Origin of the sequence: Galbibacter orientalis DSM 19592 (assembly GCF_000260115.1) — a bacterium.
GTDB lineage: Bacteria > Bacteroidota > Bacteroidia > Flavobacteriales > Flavobacteriaceae > Galbibacter > Galbibacter orientalis.
In genome coordinates this window covers 820,976-840,219 of the sequence record NZ_JH651379.1, presented here as the reverse complement: position 1 = coordinate 840,219, position 19,244 = coordinate 820,976, and the positions used below count along the sequence as shown (strand labels likewise).

The window sequence follows — 19,244 nt, the reverse complement described above, 5'->3', positions numbered from 1 at the left end:
TTGACTTTAAATGGCAAGAAAAACTTTTTTTTGTGTTGATGCCCATACATGTGGCAATCCCGTTAGAGTAATTGCTGGCGGCGGTCCTAACCTTGAAGGGAAGGACATGAGTGAAAAAAGACAACATTTTATAAAAGAATACGATTGGATTCGAAAAGGATTAATGTTTGAACCTCGTGGTCATGATATGATGAGCGGAAGCTTATTATATCCTCCAATAAATCCGGAAAATGATTTCGGGATTATTTTTGTAGAAACTAGTGGATGTCTTCCTATGTGCGGACATGGAACTATCGGAACCATTACAATTGCCATAGAGGAAGGACTAATTACTCCTAAAATTCCTGGGAAAATTAGAATGGAAGCCCCCGCTGGATTAATTGAAATTGAATACCAGCAAACAGGAAATAAAGTAGATTGGGTAAAGCTAACCAATGTAAAATCTTATTTGGCAGCCACCGAACTTACTATTGATTGTGACGAATTAGGCGAGTTGGTTTTTGATGTTTCTTATGGTGGTAATTTTTATGCTATTGTAGATCCACAGAAAAACTTTTCTGGAATACATAACTTTTCAGCAAGTAAGCTTATTAATTATAGTCAGGAAGTACGTCAAAAGATAAATGCAAAATACAAGGATATATTTGTACATCCAGAAGATAAAACTATCAATGGTGTAAGTCATATGCTTTGGACAGGAAACCCTATCAATCCAAAATCGACTGCTAGAAATGCGGTATTTTATGGCGATAAGGCTATTGATCGTTCCCCATGTGGAACAGGAACATCTGCAAGAATGGCTCAATGGCACGCTAAAGGACTTTTAAAACCAGGCGATGAGTTTATACATGAAAGTTTTATAGGGTCTCAATTTATTGGAAGAATTGAAGAAGAAACTACTCTTGTAGGAAAAAAAGCAATTATTCCAAGTATTCAAGGATGGGCAAAAGTATATGGTTATAATAATATTATTATTGACGATGACGACCCATACGCACACGGATTTCAGGTGATTTAAAACAACTAAGGTTTAATTTATTTATTAGAAGGCATGCAAAAAGACGTTGTTATTATTGGAGGAGGAATTATAGGGCTCTCTACGGCATACTATTTACAAAAATCTGGGCATCAGGTTACTGTTATTGATAAAGGCAGTGTTTCTGAAGGCGCTTCCTTTGTAAACGCAGGGTATATTACTCCTAGTCATATTATCCCATTGGCAACGCCTGGAATGATAGCCAAAGGAGTAAAATGGATGTTTAATTCTTCCAGTCCTTTTTACATGAAGCCTCGCTGGGATACCGATTTTTTTAAGTGGTCTTGGTATTTTCATAAATCGTCTACACATGAAAAAGTAGCGAAAGCGATTCCTGTGATAAAAGAAATAAATGTCCTCAGTAGAGAATTATATAAAGATATTTTAGCTTCTGATGATTTTGGAAGTTTTCATTTTAAGCATGAGGGCTTATTGATGCTCTATAAAACAGAGCAAGCGGGTGCTGACGAATTTGAAGTAGCTAAAAAAGCTCAATTTGAAGGGCTTGAGGCTCGTCATTTAGACAAAGATGAGTTAGACAAATTAGAACCAAATGTTCAAATAGATGCCAAAGGAGCTATTTTTTATGAATGTGATGCACATAGCACTCCTACCGAAATAATGCCCAAAATGCTAGCCTATTTAAAGGCAAATGGGGTAGTTGTTAAAACGGATGAAACCGTTGAGAATATAGAGGTTTCTAATGAGAAGGTAACAAAAGTAATTACAGATAAAAACACCTACACACCCGATGAGGTTGTAGTAGCCTCTGGCTCTTGGAGTAATGAAATAGCTAAAAAAATTGGAGCCAAAATCCCTCTTCAAGCAGGAAAAGGTTACCGAATAGATTTGCATAAATCTACCAATATTACACTTCCAGCAATTTTAATGGAAGCAAAAGTGGCTATGACTCCCATGAATGGATTTACACGTTTTGCAGGAACAATGGAATTTTCTGGAATTAATAAAACCATCCGAAAACAACGAGTAGAGGCCATAGCGAATGCTGCTAAAAATTATTATCCAGAAATAGAAATTACTTCTGAAGAAAAAGACCTAGCACAAAGCGGATTGCGACCAGTTTCTCCAGATGGAATGCCATATATTGGACGAACTAATTATTGTAAAAATGTAATTTTTGCTACAGGTCATGCAATGATGGGGTGGAGTTTAGGACCTGCTACAGGAAAATTAGTTACCGAAATTATAAATAACACAAAACCATCTATGGATTTGGCTGCCTTCCATCCAGATAGAAAGTTTTAATCCCTTATGGAGAATCGAACTCTTAGAGACATTTATATAAAGGAATTTACTTACAAACCTCGTGGCCTCTTCCTATCGGTTTTGTTTGGAAGGCTTACGAAGTAGTTTAAGTACAAATTTTATCGCTTCTTTAACAACATTTGTCAGAAATTTTATTATACTATAGGTAGTATAAATATTAAAATCAACATATGTTAAAAACTGTAGTAAAAGAAGGAGAGAGTATTGAAAGAGCGCTTAAGCGTTATAAACGTAAATTTAGAAATACCAAAGTGCTTCAACAACTTCGAGAGAGAAAACAATACACAAAACCTTCAGAAGCAAAACGTCAGACAAAACAAAAAGCGGCTTATAAAGAGCAATATTTGAGAGGGTTGGAAGAATAACCTTTTTTTGGCTTTTAGATTTAGAATATTTATTTAGTTTTACTCAACAATAGAGACTAAATATTCCAAGTTTGTTATGTGCTTATTTTTAAATGACACCGCAAACTTTGGTTCAGAAATATTCTAAATGAAAAATCCGCAGCAACATTATATAGAAAGGCTATCGCTTTTTCAAAAACAATTAAAAGCAGTTCAAAAAACACTAGCCACACTTAGTGTTTTTAGGCTGCTTGTTTTTTTGGCTCTTGTAGCAATTATCTACTTTTTTTGGGGAAATACATTGGTTTTATTGCCAAGCATCCTTATTGGGATTATTTTATTCATTGCTTTGGTTTCAAAACATAGCGATTATAAATATGAAAAAAATAAACTTCAAGTACGAATTCATACCAATGAAACTGAATTAAAAGTCCTTAAAAAAGAGTTTCATTTTTTAGAAGATGGTAAACAATACTCAAATTACGAGCACGATTTTAGTCACGATATAGACCTTTTTGGAAAAGGAAGTTTCTTTCAATACAGCAATCGAACAGCCACAAATGCAGGACAAAAATTCCTTGTAAAAATTTATACTGAAAATAATACAGAGGAGATTCCGAAGAAACAAAAAGCTATTGAAGAATTAGCCGAGATGTCCAATTGGCGACAAGATTTTAGTGCTACAGCAGCGCAAGTAAAAACGGAAGCTTCTGCAGAAACAATTATACAATGGCTCCAAAACCATACGTCTATAATTAGTAAAAATTGGACATGGTTGCCATATGTTTTTTCAATTTGTTCTCTAGTAATATGTACGCTTGCTTTTTTAGATGTTATTCCTAGTTCTGTTGTATTATATTGGTTTATCTTCGGAATTATTGTAGCCGGAAAAAAAGTAAAAGAAGTAAATAAGCTGTCGGAATATGCTTCTAAAACTCAAGATACATTTCAGCAATACCATCAATTAATTTCAAAAATTGAAGAAGCTAATTTTAGCAGTGATTTACTTAAAGAAAAACAACAAATTGTTTTAAGAAATAACACTTCTACTTCTAAAACAATTAAGCAATTTTCTAAAATGTTGGATGCACTAGAACAACGTGCCAACCTTTTGATTTCTGTGCCAGGAAATGCTTTTTTTCAAATGGACCGATACAATACAAATCGAATTGAAAAATGGATAAAAACTAATAAAAATGAAGTGGGAAGTTGGTTTGAAGTGATTGCTTTTTTTGATGCATATAATTCGCTCGGAAATTTTGCTTTTAACCATCCTAATTATACTTTTCCGAAGATAAATAATAACCAAACTACCGTAAAGGCGAACCAATTAGGACATCCTTTAATTGCTGAAGATAAATTGGTGTATAACGATTTAAGAATTGATAGAGAGCACTTTTTTGTTATTACAGGGGCAAATATGGCTGGAAAAAGTACTTTTTTAAGAACGGTATCCTTACATATTGTTATGGCAAATTGTGGCCTACCTGTTTGTGCTACTACAAGTGAATATAGCCCGATTAAGCTTATTACAAGCATGCGGACTGCCGATTCTCTTACCGATGATGCTTCATACTTTTACGCAGAGTTAAAACGCTTAAAACTGATTGTTGATAAAATTAAAACCGACACCTATTTTGTAGTTTTAGACGAAATTTTAAAAGGAACAAACAGTAAAGACAAAGCCATTGGTTCCCGTAAATTTGTGGAGAAACTCTCAGCTTCCCATTCTACAGGAATTATTGCTACGCACGACTTAAGTTTATGTGAGGTAGCTAAAGAGAATAACAAAGTAGAAAATTACTTTTTTGAGGCTTTTATCAACGGAAAAGAACTCACCTTTGATTATACATTTAAAAAGGGTGTTTGTGAAAACATGAACGCTTCTTTCCTACTAGAGAATATGGGAATTGTATGATGATGTTAAGCTGATAAGGCGTTGAGTTGGTAAGTTGGCGAAGTGATGAGTTAACCAAATACTGGAAAAAGAAACTGTCTTATTAAGTAGAGTCGAGTTACGTTTTAGAACTTTTCTCGACTCTACTCAAACTGACATTCTTTTCTTATAACTTCTTTAGTGTGCTTAAACTACTCTTATTAAAAAGTAATTTTTCTTTCCGCGTTGTAGCAATACAAACTTATTATTTATAAGGTCGTTTACGGTTATTTGGTAATCTTCTTTTACCTTTTCTTTGTTTACAGAAATAGAGTTTTCTTTAAGCGCACGTCTAGCTTCTCCATTAGATTTTAAAAACCCTGTATTAACCGCCAAGGCTCCAATAATATCTAATCCTGCTTCAATCTCGCTTTTACTAACTTCCGCTTGCGGCACTCCTTCAAAAACATCTAAAAAAGTTTTCTCATTAAGTTGCTTTAAATCGTCTGCACCACCTCCAAACAAAATTTGAGAAGCTTTTACGGCATTCTCGTATTCTTCTTTTGAATGTACAAATGTAGTAACTTCTTCTGCTAATCGTTTTTGCAATAAACGCATATGTGGCGCTTCTTTGTGCTCAGCAATTAAATTATCTATAGCTGCTTTATCTAAAAAAGTAAAGATTTTAATATATTTTTCAGCATCTTCATCCGAAGTGTTTAACCAAAACTGGTAAAATTTATAAGGAGAGGTTTTATCGGCATCTAACCATACATTTCCTCCTTCAGATTTTCCAAATTTAGAACCATCGGCTTTAGTAATAAGCGGACAAGTAAGGGCAAAAGCTTTCGCAGGCTCTTCTCCTTCACTATCAACATTCATTCTTCGAACCAATTCGGTTCCTGTAGTAATATTCCCCCATTGGTCGCTTCCTCCCATTTGCAACATACATCCGTATTCTTTATGCAAGTGGTAAAAATCGTATCCTTGAATTAATTGATATGTAAATTCAGTAAAAGACATTCCAACCCCAGAATCTGCGCTCAAACGTTTCTTTACAGAATCTTTAGACATCATATAATTTACGGTAATGCGTTTTCCTACGTCTCTAGCAAATTCGATAAAGGAAAAGTCCTTCATCCAATCATAATTATTTACAAGCATAGGTGCATTTTCAGTAGATGCATTAAAGTCTAAATATCTAGAAAGTACGCCTCTAATACCTGCAACATTTTTCGCAAGGGTAGCTTCGTCTAATAAATTACGCTCATCAGATTTTCCTGACGGATCTCCAATCATTCCTGTAGCACCCCCTACAAGAGCAATTGGTCTATGCCCTGCTTTATAAAGGTGAACTAAAAGTATAATAGGCACTAAACTTCCAATATGTAATGAATCTGACGTTGGATCAAAACCAATATAAGCCGTCGTCATTTCTTTTGTAAGTTGTTCCTCCGTTCCCGGCATCATGTCGTGTACCATGCCTCTCCAGCGTAATTCTTCTACTAAATTTGTAGCCATTTCTTTTGTTTTTTAGACAGCCGCAAAGATAGAACAATAGATTTATTTGAGGAATTGTTTTATACAAGAATACAGCGCATAGGTAAAGTACACACTTTGATTTAATCCCTCATTGAGGGTTTAATTCCCCAAAGCCTGTACTGAGTTTACCGAAGTGCTCTGCATCGAAATGGTTTTAATTTGTTTCCTTTGAATACCTCGTAGGTTTGCCTCGAGGTAGTTGATTAGAATATTTAATGTCAAGTTAAATAGTGATGAAAAGTAATCCCTAATAAATAGATACGCTAATCTCTCGGTTATATTTTAAACTCAAACTTGATTCTTTTTAAGCTTTGGTTTGGCCTTAGGTTTTTCAGGAATTAAATCTATTTCTAGTGCCTTGTAATCTAGTTTCCAGCCTATAGCTTGTACCATATTTTCAATCATAAGTACTGCATCTAGCGCTTCTTTTTTTGCAGATTCTAGAAGACCGCTTTCTGGAATTTTCTTTAAAATATGTTCTTTAGCCTCACTGTGTAAAGTAGAAAGGTCATCGGTTTTAAACCAATTAAAAAGGCCTTCTTTAATATCGTAATATTTTACATCTGGTTCTATGCTTAACACTTCAGGCTCAGGAAAGGAAGTAAGAATTATCTTCTTAGAACTTGGATCTGCATGCATTTCAATTTTTTTTAAATCGAAACCTACATTTACTTTTGCATTAATTACTAATAATGCTTTTTTCTTACTGCTGATTAGTTTTAAGAAATGTTCTCTTACGTTTTCATACTGATAAATTTCAGCAAATTCACCTTCTACAGTAATCAGTTTATAAACATTTCTAATTTTTTCAAGAATAATTATTGATTGCTCCTGAGTGTTTTCAGAAGAACGTCGTTTCCAAAAAATAGAAACCAACCAATAGGTTCCTAAAATTCCTAATAATAATCCTAAAAGTATTTGAAGAATATCACTCATGTGTTTTTCCTATTTTTCCTAAATGTGTATTTTGAAAATCATCGTTGTATTTTAATCCGTAGCCAAAAATTCTGTCAAAAGAAGCATGGGAGAACAGTAAAATTCCGATAAATTGTAACACTTCAGAGGATAAAAATACACCAATAAAATAAAAAATCAATGCTACCCCTTTATGGTGAAACAAATTATAGGCAAAAGCTCCAATTTTTGAATTGAAAAGATAACCCAACATTCCGATATCGGGAGCTAAAAATAAACCAATAAACCACCACCAACTTATAGATAAATTCGTAAACATAAAAATCCCTAAAAGGAACATGATAAGTTCTTCTATTTTTAAGCTTAATTTCATACAAATACGTTTATATAAAGTGTTTTTAATGCTGCATAGCCACAATTAAAAATACAAGCCTTAGCTACCAAATTGGGCACGAAAATAAACTCCGTAATGGTAGCATCTAGCCTTGATTCCTCATCATGATTCCAGTAATATTGTCAAACACGTAAAAGGACATTATTTGCCCAAATTTAATGATAAACCAAAAATCGGCACAAAACCAAAATAAATAAGTGCTAAGAAATTAAAATGAAAAAAGAAAAACTAAGTAAGCTTGAACTAGCCATTAATTATATACGTTGTAACCGTTGCACAACTCTAAATTTATAAGAAAAGAGGATTATCCTAATTTTTAGTAATAGGTAAGTTGTTGTTTTCTAAGCACATGTCATTTTCAAGAACTGCTTTTAATTAGAAATTTGATTAAAAAAGAGCTTGAGTGTAAATTCCTGTAAAGTTGACCCACCCATTCCTGTTTAAATTGAGCATAGTAAAACAGGTTCTAAAAAGAGCAGTTTTGTGCTTATAAAAATATAAAATTTATCATTGTTTTTTCTTTTTTTCTCATGGATTCACCTTTAAGTTCCACTCTATGTGCTGCATGTACCAGTCGATCTAAAATAGCATCAGCAATAGTTTGTTCTCCGATAATTTGATGCCATCCCATAATTGGTAGTTGTGAGGCTATGATAGTAGCACGTTTTCCATGTCTATCTTCGATGATTTCCATAAAAGCTTGTCTTTTATTAGTATCAAGTTCTTGAAGTCCAAAATCATCAAGAATGAGCAAATCCTGTTTTTCTATTCTATCGATTTCTTTCATGTATGAACCGTCTGCTTTAGCTAGTTTGAGTTTAGCAAAAAGCTTATTGATATTGTAATATTTGACTTTATACCCTAGAGAACAAGCTTGGTATCCAATAGCTGAGGCAATAAAGCTTTTACCAACACCTGTGCTTCCTGTAATGAGTATGTTTTCCTTGTTTTTAATAAACTCGCACGATGTGAACCTAATTAATAGGTTTTTGTCAATCATTCGGCTGGATTCAAAAGATATCTCTTCTACAGAAGCTTTATATCTAAACTTGGCTGCTTTGGTTAATCGTTCTATTTTTCTATTGTGTTTATCATCCCATTCAGATTGTAATAAATACGCTACTAGCTCATCATTAGTATATGCTAGATGATTTGCTTCTAGTGTTGTCGTAAAGGCTCTATGCATGCCATATAGCCTTAGTTGTTTCATTTGTTGTAATGTTTGGTCATTCATAATTTATAATGATTTAATTATTTATAATAATCGCCCCCTCTGATGTTTCCATGCTTAGGGATTGTAGATTCTGTATTGGTATCTTCCTGTATAAAATCCAATCCTTTTTCAAGAATACTTTTAACACTTTGATAATTGATGCGTTCATAATCTAAAGCTCGTTTACAAGCATTATCAAGACGTTCATTCCCAACTTTTTTAGCTAGCCCTAATACACCAGCACAAGATTTATAGGATTGTTCAGGATGTTGTCTTTTTCCTAATAATAAAGTGATGAAAGTTTTACAATGGCCTCCAATACCTTCAGCCCAATTTAAAAAGGTGTCAGGATTCCAATCAGCTACATAACGATGTGTTGAAGGCATATGCTCGCTATCGGTAGTGTAACCATGACGTTTTAAGCCTCTTTTATGAACAGCAATCCGTTTTTGCTTATAGTAAATTTCAACGGTGTCTTTTGTATAAATGATGCGAACCTTCTTTCCTATATAACGATAAGGAACGCTGTAATAATGCTTATCTTTATTAATGTGGATATGAGAGGTCTTATATACTGTTCCCATTAGGTAGGCACGTAGTTGATATTTATCTGTAGGCAATGGCAATAATTCTTCTTGCTCCAAAGATGTAAATAAATCTAACCTAGAACAGTCCCTTGCTTGAAAGTTAATTTTATTATGCTTCCCCGTGAGTTCTAATACAGCTTCATTTAAAGCACTTAAGGTATAATAATCATTCCCATTTAATGGAGCAAAAACTCTTGTGTAGATAATCTTTACAGCATTTTCTACTAGTGCCTTATCTCTTGGACGATAGGTTCTTGTTGGAAGTATCGTGGTATCATAATGAGTTGCCATAGCCAATAAACTCTCATTAAGGATAGGCTCATACTTGCTACTTTTTGTAACAGCTGACTTTAAGTTATCAGTTACTATTGCTCTAGGAACGCCTCCGAAAAAATGTAATGCACCTACTATGCACCCAATAAAATCCTCTCGTTTTTGTGAACGACAAGCTTCTACATAGGTATAGCCGCTTGCTCCTAGTACAGCAATAAATACTTCCATTTCTTTTAGTAAACCAGTAGCGGGATCTATGATAGCTAATTTCTTTCCTGTGAAGTCCACAAACATTTTATCCCCAGCCTTATGGTTAAATCGCATGACTGGATTTTGAGTACGAGACCAAACTCTATACAAATGACAAAATCTAGAATAAGAGATAAATACCTTTTTATTTTGATAATAGTCCTCCCAGATCATGTAACGAGTAACTCCAACCTTTTTAAGGCGTTTGCTTACCTCTGGGTATAACTTAAAAACATACTCATGACGAGTCGTTATGTGGGTCTCATCAATATGCAATAATATACGTAAATCTTCAAAACCAAGCTTATCAACCTCTTCACTTGTAAGCTTGCTCTTTAGTAATAATTCGATGTATTTGCGAACAGTATTCCTGGATATACCAAGTTGTTTACTGATGCTCCGCTTACTAACTCCTTGAGTATGTAAACGATATAGTTGTTTGATTTTTCGCATGTCTAAATGTATGTTTGCCATGGTTATTTTTCTTGATTATAACCATACAAGTTATTTAATACATGCTCTTTCTAGAGGTGGGTCAATTTAGACAGGAATACCCGGGTCACTTTAAATAGGATTCAGTGGGTCACTTTCGCAGGATTACATGGGTCAGTTTGGCAAGAATTTCCACCTATTAAAAGCTTTTGATTTATTTCCCCCTTTTGTGGAGGCATTTGCCTTGTCTATATTAAATCTCTCTGTGAGGATTTCATCAGTATATTTTTATTGTTTTTCAAGGGGGAGATGGAATATCCAAACAATCATTTTACTGTGTATCTAAAATTTTATATAAAATAGGTTTACTGGGAGAAGCATCGTTAACAAACGAAGCTATTTGTAGGTTTAAAAAATACAAGCCGTCAACTACCAAATTGGGTATAAAAATAAACTCCGTAATGGTAGCATCTAGCCTTAATTCCTCATCATAACTCCAAAAAGCTTTATGAGCTAATAATTTCCCATCGTCTTTTTCTTTATCAACCGATGGTAAATCTATTAGCAAATGCTTAATGCCAGATTCTCGAATAAATATAGCGGTTTCTTCAGAAAGATATGGCGGATTGGTATGCGAATAATGTTTTGATAATTTTTCTTCAGAATTAGGAAATGTTCTAATAACAAGGGCTTCTGCGGTGGTGTCTTTTAAAACCGTTCCTAACTGATGCTTTTGAATCACAAAATCGTCTCCTACTTTTTCGGGAGTTATGGAAATAACTTCAGCTAAGAAAAAAAACTGTTTTAAAACGTCGTTTACACTATAAAAATCTTTGGTAATATGCCCAACACATTCGGTATGTGTTCCATGTGCATGCGGATTAAAAAAGATGTTGTTAAAATTAGTAGAAGCCCCACTTTTTACACTTCCTATAAAATCTTTGGTAGTTACAGGTTTAATCTCAGGAGCAGGTACATACCATGCATTAGGATTGCTATCATCGCCTTTTAACAGGATAGAAATATCAATAGGTGCAGAAAAATCTATTGTGTAATTTTTGTTTTTATATTGAATAATGCTCTTCATTAAATTTCATCAATTATAAATAAATCTGAAGCAATTCCATCGGTAAGAAATTTTCCTTTTTGAGTGGCTTTTAATGTCTTACCAGAAGCCTCGTCTGTAATTATTAAAAGTTCTTTTTCAAGATATTTTTTGGCTTGTTTTAAAAGGTAAGCTACATAATTTTCACCAAAATCCTCGGTTATTTTTTTTAAAGAAACACCCCAAACCGTTCTTAGTCCAGTCATAACCGCTTCATTATATCTATCTGTTACCGAAAGATTTTCTACTTCGCTAGGCAACTTATTCTCCGTAATTATTTGTATGTATTTACTGTTATTATTTATATTCCAACTTCTATTATTGCCGTCAAAACTATGTGCTGAGGGACCAATACCAAGGTATTTTTTACCGAGCCAATAAGCGGTATTATTTTTACTAAAAAAACCTTCCTTTCCAAAATTGGACAGTTCATAATGCACAAAATTATTTTTTTCCAGTGTCTCGGTAAGGATGTTGAAGTGTTGTTGCGCTAAGGCGTCATCAACATCCTCTATAATCCCTTTTTCAATAAATTTTGCCAATGCAGTTTTGGGTTCAACAGTAAGAGCATAACTAGAAATGTGCGGAATATTAAACGACAATGCGGTTGCAATATTTTCCTTCCAATGTTCAGGCGACATATGCTGAATGCCGTAAATTAAATCTATTGAGATGTTACTAAAATATTGTGTGGCAGTTTCTAAACAATTTATTGCCTCTTGCGCATTATGCGCTCTGTTCATCAACTTCAAATCTTCTTCAAAAAAAGACTGAATCCCGATACTGAGTCGGTTAACAAGTGTTTGAGCAAGGGCAATAATTTTTTCTTTATCCAGATCGTCTGGATTGGCTTCTAAGGTAATTTCTGGATTTTCGGCCACGTCAAAATGATGATAAACAGCGGCTATCAATAAATTAATTTCTGCTACCGAAAGTACACTTGGCGTTCCCCCACCAAAATAAATGGTTTCTATTGGCTCATTAATTTCATTCTTTCGGAGTATTAATTCCTTCTCTAAAGCTTCTACCATAGCTGTTTTCTTTTTCATAGAAGTTGAAAAATGAAAATCGCAATAATGGCAAGCTTGCTTGCAAAACGGGATATGAATATAAATTCCAGCCATAATGCAAAGGTATTGTTTCAGAAAAAATTACTTCGCTTTTTTAATACTTACTTTTATAGACTTGCTAATGGGGGTATAACTTTTATCGGCATATTGATTAATAGGAATCAACACATTTGTTTCAGGAAAATAAGCTGCTAAATTTTGCTTCGGAATTTTATACGGAACTACTAAGAATTGTTTTGCAATACGTTCAATACCATCATAATTACTAACTAAATCTACAATATCAAGTTTCTTTAATTGATGCTTTTTCATGTCCTCTTCATTCATCAAAACAACACGTCTCTCATTGTAAATCCCTCGATAACGGTCGTTAAGCCCATAAATTGTAGTATTAAATTGGTCGTGTGAGCGAATAGTCATCAATAGAAATTCATTTTCATTTAAATTATGCAACGGTAAATTGCAATTGGTAAATTGCGCTTTTCCCTGTGGAAGCATACTAAAATCTAATTCTCTAACATTATTTGGAAGATAGTAACCTCCTGCTTCACTTTTTTCTGAGACCTTTTTAAAACCAGAAAGTACAGCTCCCATTTTTTCTCTAATCAAATGGTAATTTGCGCTTAATTCCAGCCAATTTACAGGATGTTCTCCTTTAAAATAAGCATTTGCAATCCCTCCAATTATTTCAGGCTCGCTCTTTAAATTACTCGAGGCAGGCTTTAAAATTCCTTTGGTTTGATGAACTTTACCCATACTATTTTCAACTGTTAAAAAACGAGAAGTTCCATTTTTTTTATCTTGTTCAGACCGACCTAGCGTTGGTAAAATCAATGCTTTCTTTCCTGGAACCAGATGCGACCGATTTAATTTTGTGCTTATATGCACCGTAAGATTACAGTTTTGTAATGCCGTGGCTGTATAATTAGTATCTGAGGCTGCAGATAAAAAATTTCCTCCCAAGGCTACAAACACTTTTGCACGTTCTTCATGCATTGCTTTAATAGCTTTTACGGTATCAAAACCTTCTTTGGTTGGTGCGTCAAATAAAAATGTTTTTTTAATATTTTCATTTAATTTTTCATTCACAAAATGCATAATCCCAACCGTTCGATCTCCTTGTACATTGCTATGCCCCCGAACAGGGCATGTGCCTGCACCAGGTTTCCCTAAACTCCCCTTCAGCAATAATAAATTTACACATTCTTGGATATTTTCAACTCCATTTTTATGTTGTGTAAGTCCCATTGCCCAGCATATAATAATTTTCTTATTTTTTGCTAATAATGCAACAGTTTGATTTATTAAACCCTCGTTGACTCCACATTGATTTAAAAGTTCTTCTTCTGAAAATTGATTTAAATGATTTATAAAAGATTGATATCCTGCAGTATATTTTTCAATAAAATGATGATCAAAAACCTCCTTATTACCTTCATCCAGAATGGCTAATTTTTTCATGATTAGCTTTAATAATGCTACATCTCCATTAATTTTTACAGGAAGATGGATATTGCTTATAGCAGTTCCTGAAAAAAATCCGTTTACTTCCTGCGGATTTTTAAACCGTGTTAGACCAGCTTCTTCCAAAGGATTTACACTTATTATATGGCCGCCATTATTTTTACATTTTTCTAATGCGGATAACATTCGAGGATGATTTGTACCTGGATTTTGCCCAATCACCATAATAGCCTCAGCTTTATATAAATCTTCAAGTTTTACAGAACCCTTTCCGATACCTAGTGTTTCACCTAATGCTACGCCGCTTGACTCATGACACATATTGGAACAATCGGGCATATTGTTAGTTCCAAAAGCACGTGCAAAAAGCCCGTATAAAAAGGCAGCTTCATTACTAGACCTTCCAGAGGTATAAAAAATAGCTTCATCTGGAGAATTAAGTAGCTGTAACTCTTCAGCTACAATATTAAAAGCATCCTGCCATGAAATAGGTGTATAATTAGAACTTTCAGTATCTAAAAACATAGGTGTTTCAATACGGCCACTTTTTCCAATTTCATAATCTGTCCATGTGGAGAGTTCTTCAACAGCATATTTTTTAAAAAAATCAGTATTTACACGCTTGGTAGTAGCTTCTTCTGCTAGCGCTTTCGCTCCGTTTTCACAATACTCCCCTAATTTTGAACGATGCTCTGGGTCAGGCCAGGCGCAACTTGGGCAATCAAAACCTCCCTTTTGATTCATATGGGAAAGTGCTCCTAACGGACGAGTAATCCCCATTTCTTTAAAAGCATGTTTCAAAGCTACTTTCACAGCTTTAAATCCTGCCGCATATGTTTCGGGTTCTTTAAGTGTAATTCCAGAAAATTTAATATTCCCCTCCGTACTAATATCTCGATACTTTCTTTTTGTCATTTTATCTATTTCATAAAATTCCTGTGGATTGTATAAAGGTAATCATTGCTATCCTTTTAAAATATATAGAATTTATTAAACTTCTGTTATATCAAGTCTTATATGAGGTTTTTAAAATGAAATCTTACCATTAAAAAATATAAACAAGTAGCGGATTTAATAACTATATTTTCTTGCAGCGAAGCGGTCTTGCATTTTTTCTCTGACATTAATGAAATAAAATACAAAAAAAGTCCAGAAACATCTGGACTTTGGAATTAATCAAAATAGTTACAATATTTAGCTTGCAACGTTAGTAGCATGGGGGGATGGTTTCTTTACCACCAAATATTATATAAAAATTGAAAAATTAAATTATAAAGACGTGAGGTATATATACGTACTAATATAGATAAAATATTTCACATTATGAAGTATTTTTTACATTATTATTAAACTATTTTTTTACAATCAATAAATTATATAAAATTGAAAGGTTTTAGTTAAATACAATTCAAATACCTAAAAATGGCTGTATTTAATACACGCCTCTACGATTACTATTCTTGGATTTATTTAAACTTTTCCCCAATACTATGAGTCCTATCCCAAATATTGGAAGGTCTTTTAGTATAAAGAAATTTGTAACAAAAAAATCATCCACAAATTTCCAAGTATTAGGAGTAGTATATAAAAAGCTAAGTGTAGTTAAAAAAGTTAGCGTTGTTAATGTTCCAGCTATAACTCCTGCTTTTTTACTCCAAAAAGAGAGAATTAATCCCAGAGCTGTAATAATTTCCATTATACCTATAATAATAGAGGTTTCTTGGATGGAAAAAAATGAATAAAAAATATTCATCATCGGGTGGTTAGCCACTAAATTTTCGATGGCTTTTGCTTCTGTTTCCGTAAACTTAAATAAGCCTATCCAAATTAAAATTGTTGCTGTACCTAGTACCGCAATTGTATATCCTATTTTTTCACAATAATTTGTCTTCATATAACTTATGAGTTCCTGTTGTTACTTGATAATCGAGATTTGAATGCTCCAAAACCTGTCCTGAGTTTTCCGAAGGGATTAATACGAAATATTTTTTAGCTTTTCCTTTTAATCCCTCATTGAGGGTTTAATTCCTCAGAGCCTGTGCTGAGTTTGCAGAAGTACTCTGCATCGAAATGGGTTTAATTTGTTTCCTTTGAATACCTCGTGATCTTGTTCCGAGGGAGTTTCCTACAGAACATCTTCCTCTGTTGGATCCCAAAGTTCCATTGTAATATATATTACTTTTTGGGTAGTAGAAGCATTACGAATGGTTGCATTACCATGGTTAATTAATTTGGAAGCACCACCCGATTGTATTATTTCTTTTACGAATTTATTTTTTTGAATTTCTAAGGCTCCTTCCAATACATATATATAAGTAGGTCTGTTGAGATAGTTTTGCTCAGGAAGAGAGTCTCCAGATTTAATTTTAATTTTTCTAGTGCGTAATGTTCGCTCGTTTAAAGCAGTAGAACCTTCTGGAAAATTAATATCTGAAAGTGGAACATAAAATATAGATGTACTTACTTCTGCGCCTTCTACATGAGTTGAGTTGTTTATATAAAACGGATTTTCTTCAGTTTTTAATTTATCAAAAAGCTCTAATTTTTCAGCATATTTATTTCCGTTACAAAGCGAGCCATTATCTAAAAAATCGAAAGTAATTAACTTAAGAGTATCACTACTAGATAAATTTACCGCATAATGAACAATCTCATTAAATTCTGCATAAGATGTAGCATAAGGAACCGTTACAAGCTTTTCCTCATCCTCATCCTCCATACTATAACTACTTACATCCATTCCTTCACCACTTACAATACTTAAAATTGCCGGACGATTTTCATGACTATGTACGGGTATTTTACCTCCTGGAACAACATCTAAACGTCTCAATCGTAAACCTCTACATTCTATGGGTTTATTGCCTTCAGGGATAACAATATCTGACACTTTTAGGGTTTTAAGAACTTCAGAAGTAACACCTAATGGGGTATTCTCTATTTGTGCGCTAGCAGATGTAATTATTAATACTGCAACAAAAAATGTTAGAATTGAATCTTTTAACTTTGAAGTTTCCATGTGCTTACTTTTTTAATGGGTGTAAATACTTTACGCTTTCTTATACTATTAATTCTTTAATATTTTAAAATGGGGTGAAAGCAGAGTTATCTATTTTTTAAACTCAAGAAAATCTACGAAAATAATTTCAATAAGAATCATTATTTTCTACTAATATCATATAATTACGATGAATCGTCTATTTTATCCTTTGTACTGCATCTTAGTAACAATTATATTATCAATCAAAGAATATAAAAGTTGAAGTTATACGTTACATTAATTGTTCTTAATAGTCACAAATACTATTGTTTAAAGCAATTTCACTATTCCATCACCTTTTAAAGTTTTATACACAATAAGTTAGCATCTCTTTAAGTTGTAAAAAATTAACTTATTTATTATTTGTATTAAAGAAATAGCTTATATTTGCACCCGCTTAAGCCATAAGGCAAGCAAATTATTATTAATAATAGGGGTCGAGAACCCCGCTAATTAATGGATTATGCCAGTAAAAATTAGATTACAAAGACACGGTAAAAAAGGAAAACCTTTTTATTGGGTAGTAGCGGCAGATGCTCGCGCAAAAAGAGACGGTAAATTTCTTGAAAAATTAGGAACTTACAATCCAAACACAAATCCAGCTCAAATAGACTTAGATGTTGATGGTTCTGTAAAGTGGCTTCAGAATGGTGCACAACCTACTGATACTGCAAAAAGAATTTTATCTTACAAAGGAGTTTTATTGAAACACCACTTATTAGGAGGTGTAGCAAAAGGAGCTTTAACTGAAGAAGAAGCTCAAAAGAAATTTGAAGCTTGGGTTGAAGAGAAAACTGGAAAAGTTGATGCTAAAAAAGGAGATTTAGAAAAAGCTAAAGAAGAAGCTAAAGCTAAAGCTTTTGAAGCAGAAAAAGAAATTAATGAGAAGCGTATTGCAGCAGCAGCAGAAGCAGAAGCTCCAGCTGAAGAAGAAGTAGCTGAAGAAGCTGCTCCAGAAGCAGAGGCACAAGCTGAAGAGCCTGCAGCAGATGCAGAAGAAGAAAACAAAGCAGACGCTTAATATATTATTTTCATGAGAAAAGAAGAATGCTTCTATCTCGGCAAAATAGTTAAAAAGTACGGCTTTAAGGGTGAGGTATTAGCAAAGCTTGATACCGACGAACCTAAACTCTACGAAAATTTGGAATCAGTATTTATTGCCCATGGCAATAATCTGGTTCCTTTTTTTATAGAAAAATCTTCCCTTCATAAGTCGCAATTATTAAGAATGCGATTAGAAGATGTAGACACAGAAGCCGAAGCTGATGCTATTTTAAAGAGTGAACTCTATTTACCTTTAGCGTTTTTACCAAAATTATCTGGAAATCAATTTTATTTCCATGAAATTATTGGTTTTTCCATGAAGGATAGCAATTATGGAGTAGTTGGAACTATTGTTTCTGTAAACGATAATACTGCTCAAGCACTATTTGAAGTAGAGAACAATGGCAAACAAATTTTAATTCCGATGAACGATGAGTTTATCGAAAAAGTAGATCGCGAGAATAAACAAATAATTGTAAATACTCCAGAAGGACTTATAGATTTATATTTATAAGTTGCTACTAATTTTGCGAGTCTCAATGTTCGTTTTATATGTCAAATAAACCATTTCAATTTAAAGAATTTACAATCCAACAAGACAGGTGTGCAATGAAAGTTGGCACCGATGGAGTGTTGCTAGGTGCTTGGGCTTCATTAGCTCAAGAACCAAATTCTATTCTCGATATTGGAGCAGGAACAGGTTTATTAACATTAATGATGGCTCAGAGAAGCACTGCGGAATTAATAGATGCTCTCGAAATTGACGATGCTACTTACGAGCAATGTGTTGATAATTTAGAAGCTTCTCCATGGGGAGATCGTTTATTTTGCTACCATGCAGGTTTTGATGAGTTTGTTGCAGAAATAGACGACACATACGATTTGATACTTTCCAATCCGCCATTTTATACTGAAAATTATACAACAGAAAATGAGCAGAGAGACAAAGCTAGATTTAATTTTTCACTCCCTTTTGAAGAATTAATTTCTGGAGCTGCTAAATTATTAAGTCCAAATGGAACATTCAATGTTATTTTACCTTATAAAGAAGAAAGTTATTTTCTTGAAATTGCCAAAGCTAACAACCTCTTCCCTTTAAGTATTACCCGTGTAAAAGGAAACCCTACTTCAGAAATAAAAAGAACACTTTTAGAGCTTTCATTTAAAAACGTTTCATCTACTTATTCTGAATTAATCATAGAAACCGAAAGGCATGTATACACCCCAGAATACATAGCACTTACAAAAGATTTCTATTTAAAAATGTAGGTCTAGCCTTCTATTCTTAATCAGAATTACCCATATATTAAATTACTTATTTCTTAAAATAATATGTTTTATTTTGTAGGAATGTCATATTTTTTGTAATATAG

General features: G+C 33.4%; 17 protein-coding genes. 7 read left to right on the top strand and 10 right to left on the bottom strand.

Annotation, left to right across the window (positions count from 1 at the left end; translation table 11 throughout):
• Nucleotides 1-10 precede the first annotated feature (10 nt).
• The 4 genes from JOOMADRAFT_RS03850 to JOOMADRAFT_RS03835 all read left to right on the top strand — a co-directional run bounded on the left by JOOMADRAFT_RS03850 (nt 11) and on the right by JOOMADRAFT_RS03835 (nt 4,585).
• Complete coding sequence (locus tag JOOMADRAFT_RS03850) at nt 11-1,018, top strand: 4-hydroxyproline epimerase (protein WP_008611454.1); 1,008 nt, start codon at nt 11-13, stop codon at nt 1,016-1,018.
• Nucleotides 1,019-1,051: 33 nt separating this feature from the next.
• Nucleotides 1,052-2,302, top strand: coding sequence for an NAD(P)/FAD-dependent oxidoreductase (locus JOOMADRAFT_RS03845; protein ID WP_008611453.1), 1,251 nt, complete (start codon nt 1,052-1,054; stop codon nt 2,300-2,302).
• A 191-nt stretch (nt 2,303-2,493) separates the two neighbouring features.
• Complete coding sequence (gene rpsU / locus JOOMADRAFT_RS03840; RefSeq protein WP_008611447.1) at nt 2,494-2,688, top strand: 30S ribosomal protein S21; 195 nt, start codon at nt 2,494-2,496, stop codon at nt 2,686-2,688.
• Between the two features lie 127 nt (nt 2,689-2,815).
• Nucleotides 2,816-4,585 carry a MutS-related protein gene (locus JOOMADRAFT_RS03835; protein ID WP_008611446.1) on the top strand — a complete coding sequence of 590 codons (1,770 nt, stop codon included), beginning with the start codon at nt 2,816-2,818 and terminating at the stop codon, nt 4,583-4,585.
• Nucleotides 4,586-4,750: 165 nt separating this feature from the next.
• On the opposite strand, the gene tyrS is transcribed toward JOOMADRAFT_RS03835, so the two are convergent.
• The 10 genes from tyrS to JOOMADRAFT_RS19640 form a co-directional block, all read right to left on the bottom strand.
• A complete protein-coding gene (gene tyrS, locus JOOMADRAFT_RS03830; protein WP_008611445.1) occupies nt 4,751-6,064 on the bottom strand; it encodes a tyrosine--tRNA ligase in 1,314 nt (437 codons plus the stop codon).
• A 309-nt stretch (nt 6,065-6,373) separates the two neighbouring features.
• On the bottom strand, nt 6,374-7,021 hold the full coding sequence (locus JOOMADRAFT_RS03825) for a DUF4230 domain-containing protein (protein ID WP_008611444.1): 648 nt from the start codon (nt 7,019-7,021) through the stop codon (nt 6,374-6,376).
• Nucleotides 7,014-7,373 (bottom strand): DUF4260 domain-containing protein, encoded by a 360-nt coding sequence (locus JOOMADRAFT_RS03820; protein WP_008611443.1) that lies wholly within the window; start codon nt 7,371-7,373, stop codon nt 7,014-7,016. The genes JOOMADRAFT_RS03825 and JOOMADRAFT_RS03820 overlap by 8 nt, the downstream gene beginning before the upstream one ends.
• Before the next feature lie 508 nt (nt 7,374-7,881).
• Nucleotides 7,882-8,628, bottom strand: a complete 747-nt coding sequence (gene istB, locus JOOMADRAFT_RS03815) for an IS21-like element helper ATPase IstB (RefSeq protein WP_008610832.1) — start codon at nt 8,626-8,628, stop codon at nt 7,882-7,884.
• 17 nt (nt 8,629-8,645) lie between these two features.
• Nucleotides 8,646-10,190: an IS21 family transposase gene (istA, locus tag JOOMADRAFT_RS03810; protein WP_008610833.1), complete on the bottom strand. Its 1,545-nt coding sequence runs from the start codon at nt 10,188-10,190 to the stop codon at nt 8,646-8,648.
• Nucleotides 10,191-10,479: 289 nt separating this feature from the next.
• On the bottom strand, nt 10,480-11,235 hold the full coding sequence (locus JOOMADRAFT_RS03805) for a cyclase family protein (RefSeq protein ID WP_008611442.1): 756 nt from the start codon (nt 11,233-11,235) through the stop codon (nt 10,480-10,482).
• A complete protein-coding gene (gene hemW / locus JOOMADRAFT_RS03800; protein ID WP_008611441.1) occupies nt 11,235-12,377 on the bottom strand; it encodes a radical SAM family heme chaperone HemW in 1,143 nt (380 codons plus the stop codon). Before hemW ends, JOOMADRAFT_RS03805 begins: the two co-directional genes overlap by 1 nt.
• 27 nt (nt 12,378-12,404) lie before the next feature.
• Nucleotides 12,405-14,702 (bottom strand): FdhF/YdeP family oxidoreductase, encoded by a 2,298-nt coding sequence (locus JOOMADRAFT_RS03795; RefSeq protein WP_008611439.1) that lies wholly within the window; start codon nt 14,700-14,702, stop codon nt 12,405-12,407.
• Nucleotides 14,703-15,219: 517 nt separating this feature from the next.
• On the bottom strand, nt 15,220-15,681 hold the full coding sequence (locus JOOMADRAFT_RS03790) for a DUF417 family protein (protein WP_008611438.1): 462 nt from the start codon (nt 15,679-15,681) through the stop codon (nt 15,220-15,222).
• A 231-nt stretch (nt 15,682-15,912) separates the two neighbouring features.
• Complete coding sequence (locus JOOMADRAFT_RS19640) at nt 15,913-16,806, bottom strand: hypothetical protein (protein WP_008611436.1); 894 nt, start codon at nt 16,804-16,806, stop codon at nt 15,913-15,915.
• Nucleotides 16,807-17,290: 484 nt separating this feature from the next.
• On the opposite strand from JOOMADRAFT_RS19640, the gene JOOMADRAFT_RS03780 reads away from it, so the two are divergent.
• Genes JOOMADRAFT_RS03780 through JOOMADRAFT_RS03770 form a run of 3 tightly spaced genes read left to right on the top strand, consistent with a single transcriptional unit; the run spans nt 17,291 to nt 19,140 of the window.
• Nucleotides 17,291-17,848, top strand: a complete 558-nt coding sequence (locus JOOMADRAFT_RS03780) for a 30S ribosomal protein S16 (protein ID WP_008611435.1) — start codon at nt 17,291-17,293, stop codon at nt 17,846-17,848.
• A 12-nt stretch (nt 17,849-17,860) separates the two neighbouring features.
• A complete protein-coding gene (gene rimM / locus JOOMADRAFT_RS03775) occupies nt 17,861-18,385 on the top strand; it encodes a ribosome maturation factor RimM (protein ID WP_008611434.1) in 525 nt (174 codons plus the stop codon).
• Nucleotides 18,386-18,423: 38 nt separating this feature from the next.
• Nucleotides 18,424-19,140 carry a tRNA1(Val) (adenine(37)-N6)-methyltransferase gene (locus JOOMADRAFT_RS03770; protein ID WP_008611433.1) on the top strand — a complete coding sequence of 239 codons (717 nt, stop codon included), beginning with the start codon at nt 18,424-18,426 and terminating at the stop codon, nt 19,138-19,140.
• Nucleotides 19,141-19,244 lie beyond the last annotated feature (104 nt).

Coding starts and splice junctions, on each gene's coding strand:
- JOOMADRAFT_RS03850 (WP_008611454.1), top strand. CDS start 11: ATGGCAAGAAAAACTTTTTTTTGTGTTGATGCCCATACATGTGGCAAT.
- JOOMADRAFT_RS03845 (WP_008611453.1), top strand. CDS start 1,052: ATGCAAAAAGACGTTGTTATTATTGGAGGAGGAATTATAGGGCTCTCT.
- rpsU (WP_008611447.1), top strand. CDS start 2,494: ATGTTAAAAACTGTAGTAAAAGAAGGAGAGAGTATTGAAAGAGCGCTT.
- JOOMADRAFT_RS03835 (WP_008611446.1), top strand. CDS start 2,816: ATGAAAAATCCGCAGCAACATTATATAGAAAGGCTATCGCTTTTTCAA.
- tyrS (WP_008611445.1), bottom strand. CDS start 6,064: ATGGCTACAAATTTAGTAGAAGAATTACGCTGGAGAGGCATGGTACAC.
- JOOMADRAFT_RS03825 (WP_008611444.1), bottom strand. CDS start 7,021: ATGAGTGATATTCTTCAAATACTTTTAGGATTATTATTAGGAATTTTA.
- JOOMADRAFT_RS03820 (WP_008611443.1), bottom strand. CDS start 7,373: ATGAAATTAAGCTTAAAAATAGAAGAACTTATCATGTTCCTTTTAGGG.
- istB (WP_008610832.1), bottom strand. CDS start 8,628: ATGAATGACCAAACATTACAACAAATGAAACAACTAAGGCTATATGGC.
- istA (WP_008610833.1), bottom strand. CDS start 10,190: ATGGCAAACATACATTTAGACATGCGAAAAATCAAACAACTATATCGT.
- JOOMADRAFT_RS03805 (WP_008611442.1), bottom strand. CDS start 11,235: ATGAAGAGCATTATTCAATATAAAAACAAAAATTACACAATAGATTTT.
- hemW (WP_008611441.1), bottom strand. CDS start 12,377: ATGGCTGGAATTTATATTCATATCCCGTTTTGCAAGCAAGCTTGCCAT.
- JOOMADRAFT_RS03795 (WP_008611439.1), bottom strand. CDS start 14,702: ATGACAAAAAGAAAGTATCGAGATATTAGTACGGAGGGGAATATTAAA.
- JOOMADRAFT_RS03790 (WP_008611438.1), bottom strand. CDS start 15,681: ATGAAGACAAATTATTGTGAAAAAATAGGATATACAATTGCGGTACTA.
- JOOMADRAFT_RS19640 (WP_008611436.1), bottom strand. CDS start 16,806: ATGGAAACTTCAAAGTTAAAAGATTCAATTCTAACATTTTTTGTTGCA.
- JOOMADRAFT_RS03780 (WP_008611435.1), top strand. CDS start 17,291: ATGCCAGTAAAAATTAGATTACAAAGACACGGTAAAAAAGGAAAACCT.
- rimM (WP_008611434.1), top strand. CDS start 17,861: ATGAGAAAAGAAGAATGCTTCTATCTCGGCAAAATAGTTAAAAAGTAC.
- JOOMADRAFT_RS03770 (WP_008611433.1), top strand. CDS start 18,424: ATGTCAAATAAACCATTTCAATTTAAAGAATTTACAATCCAACAAGAC.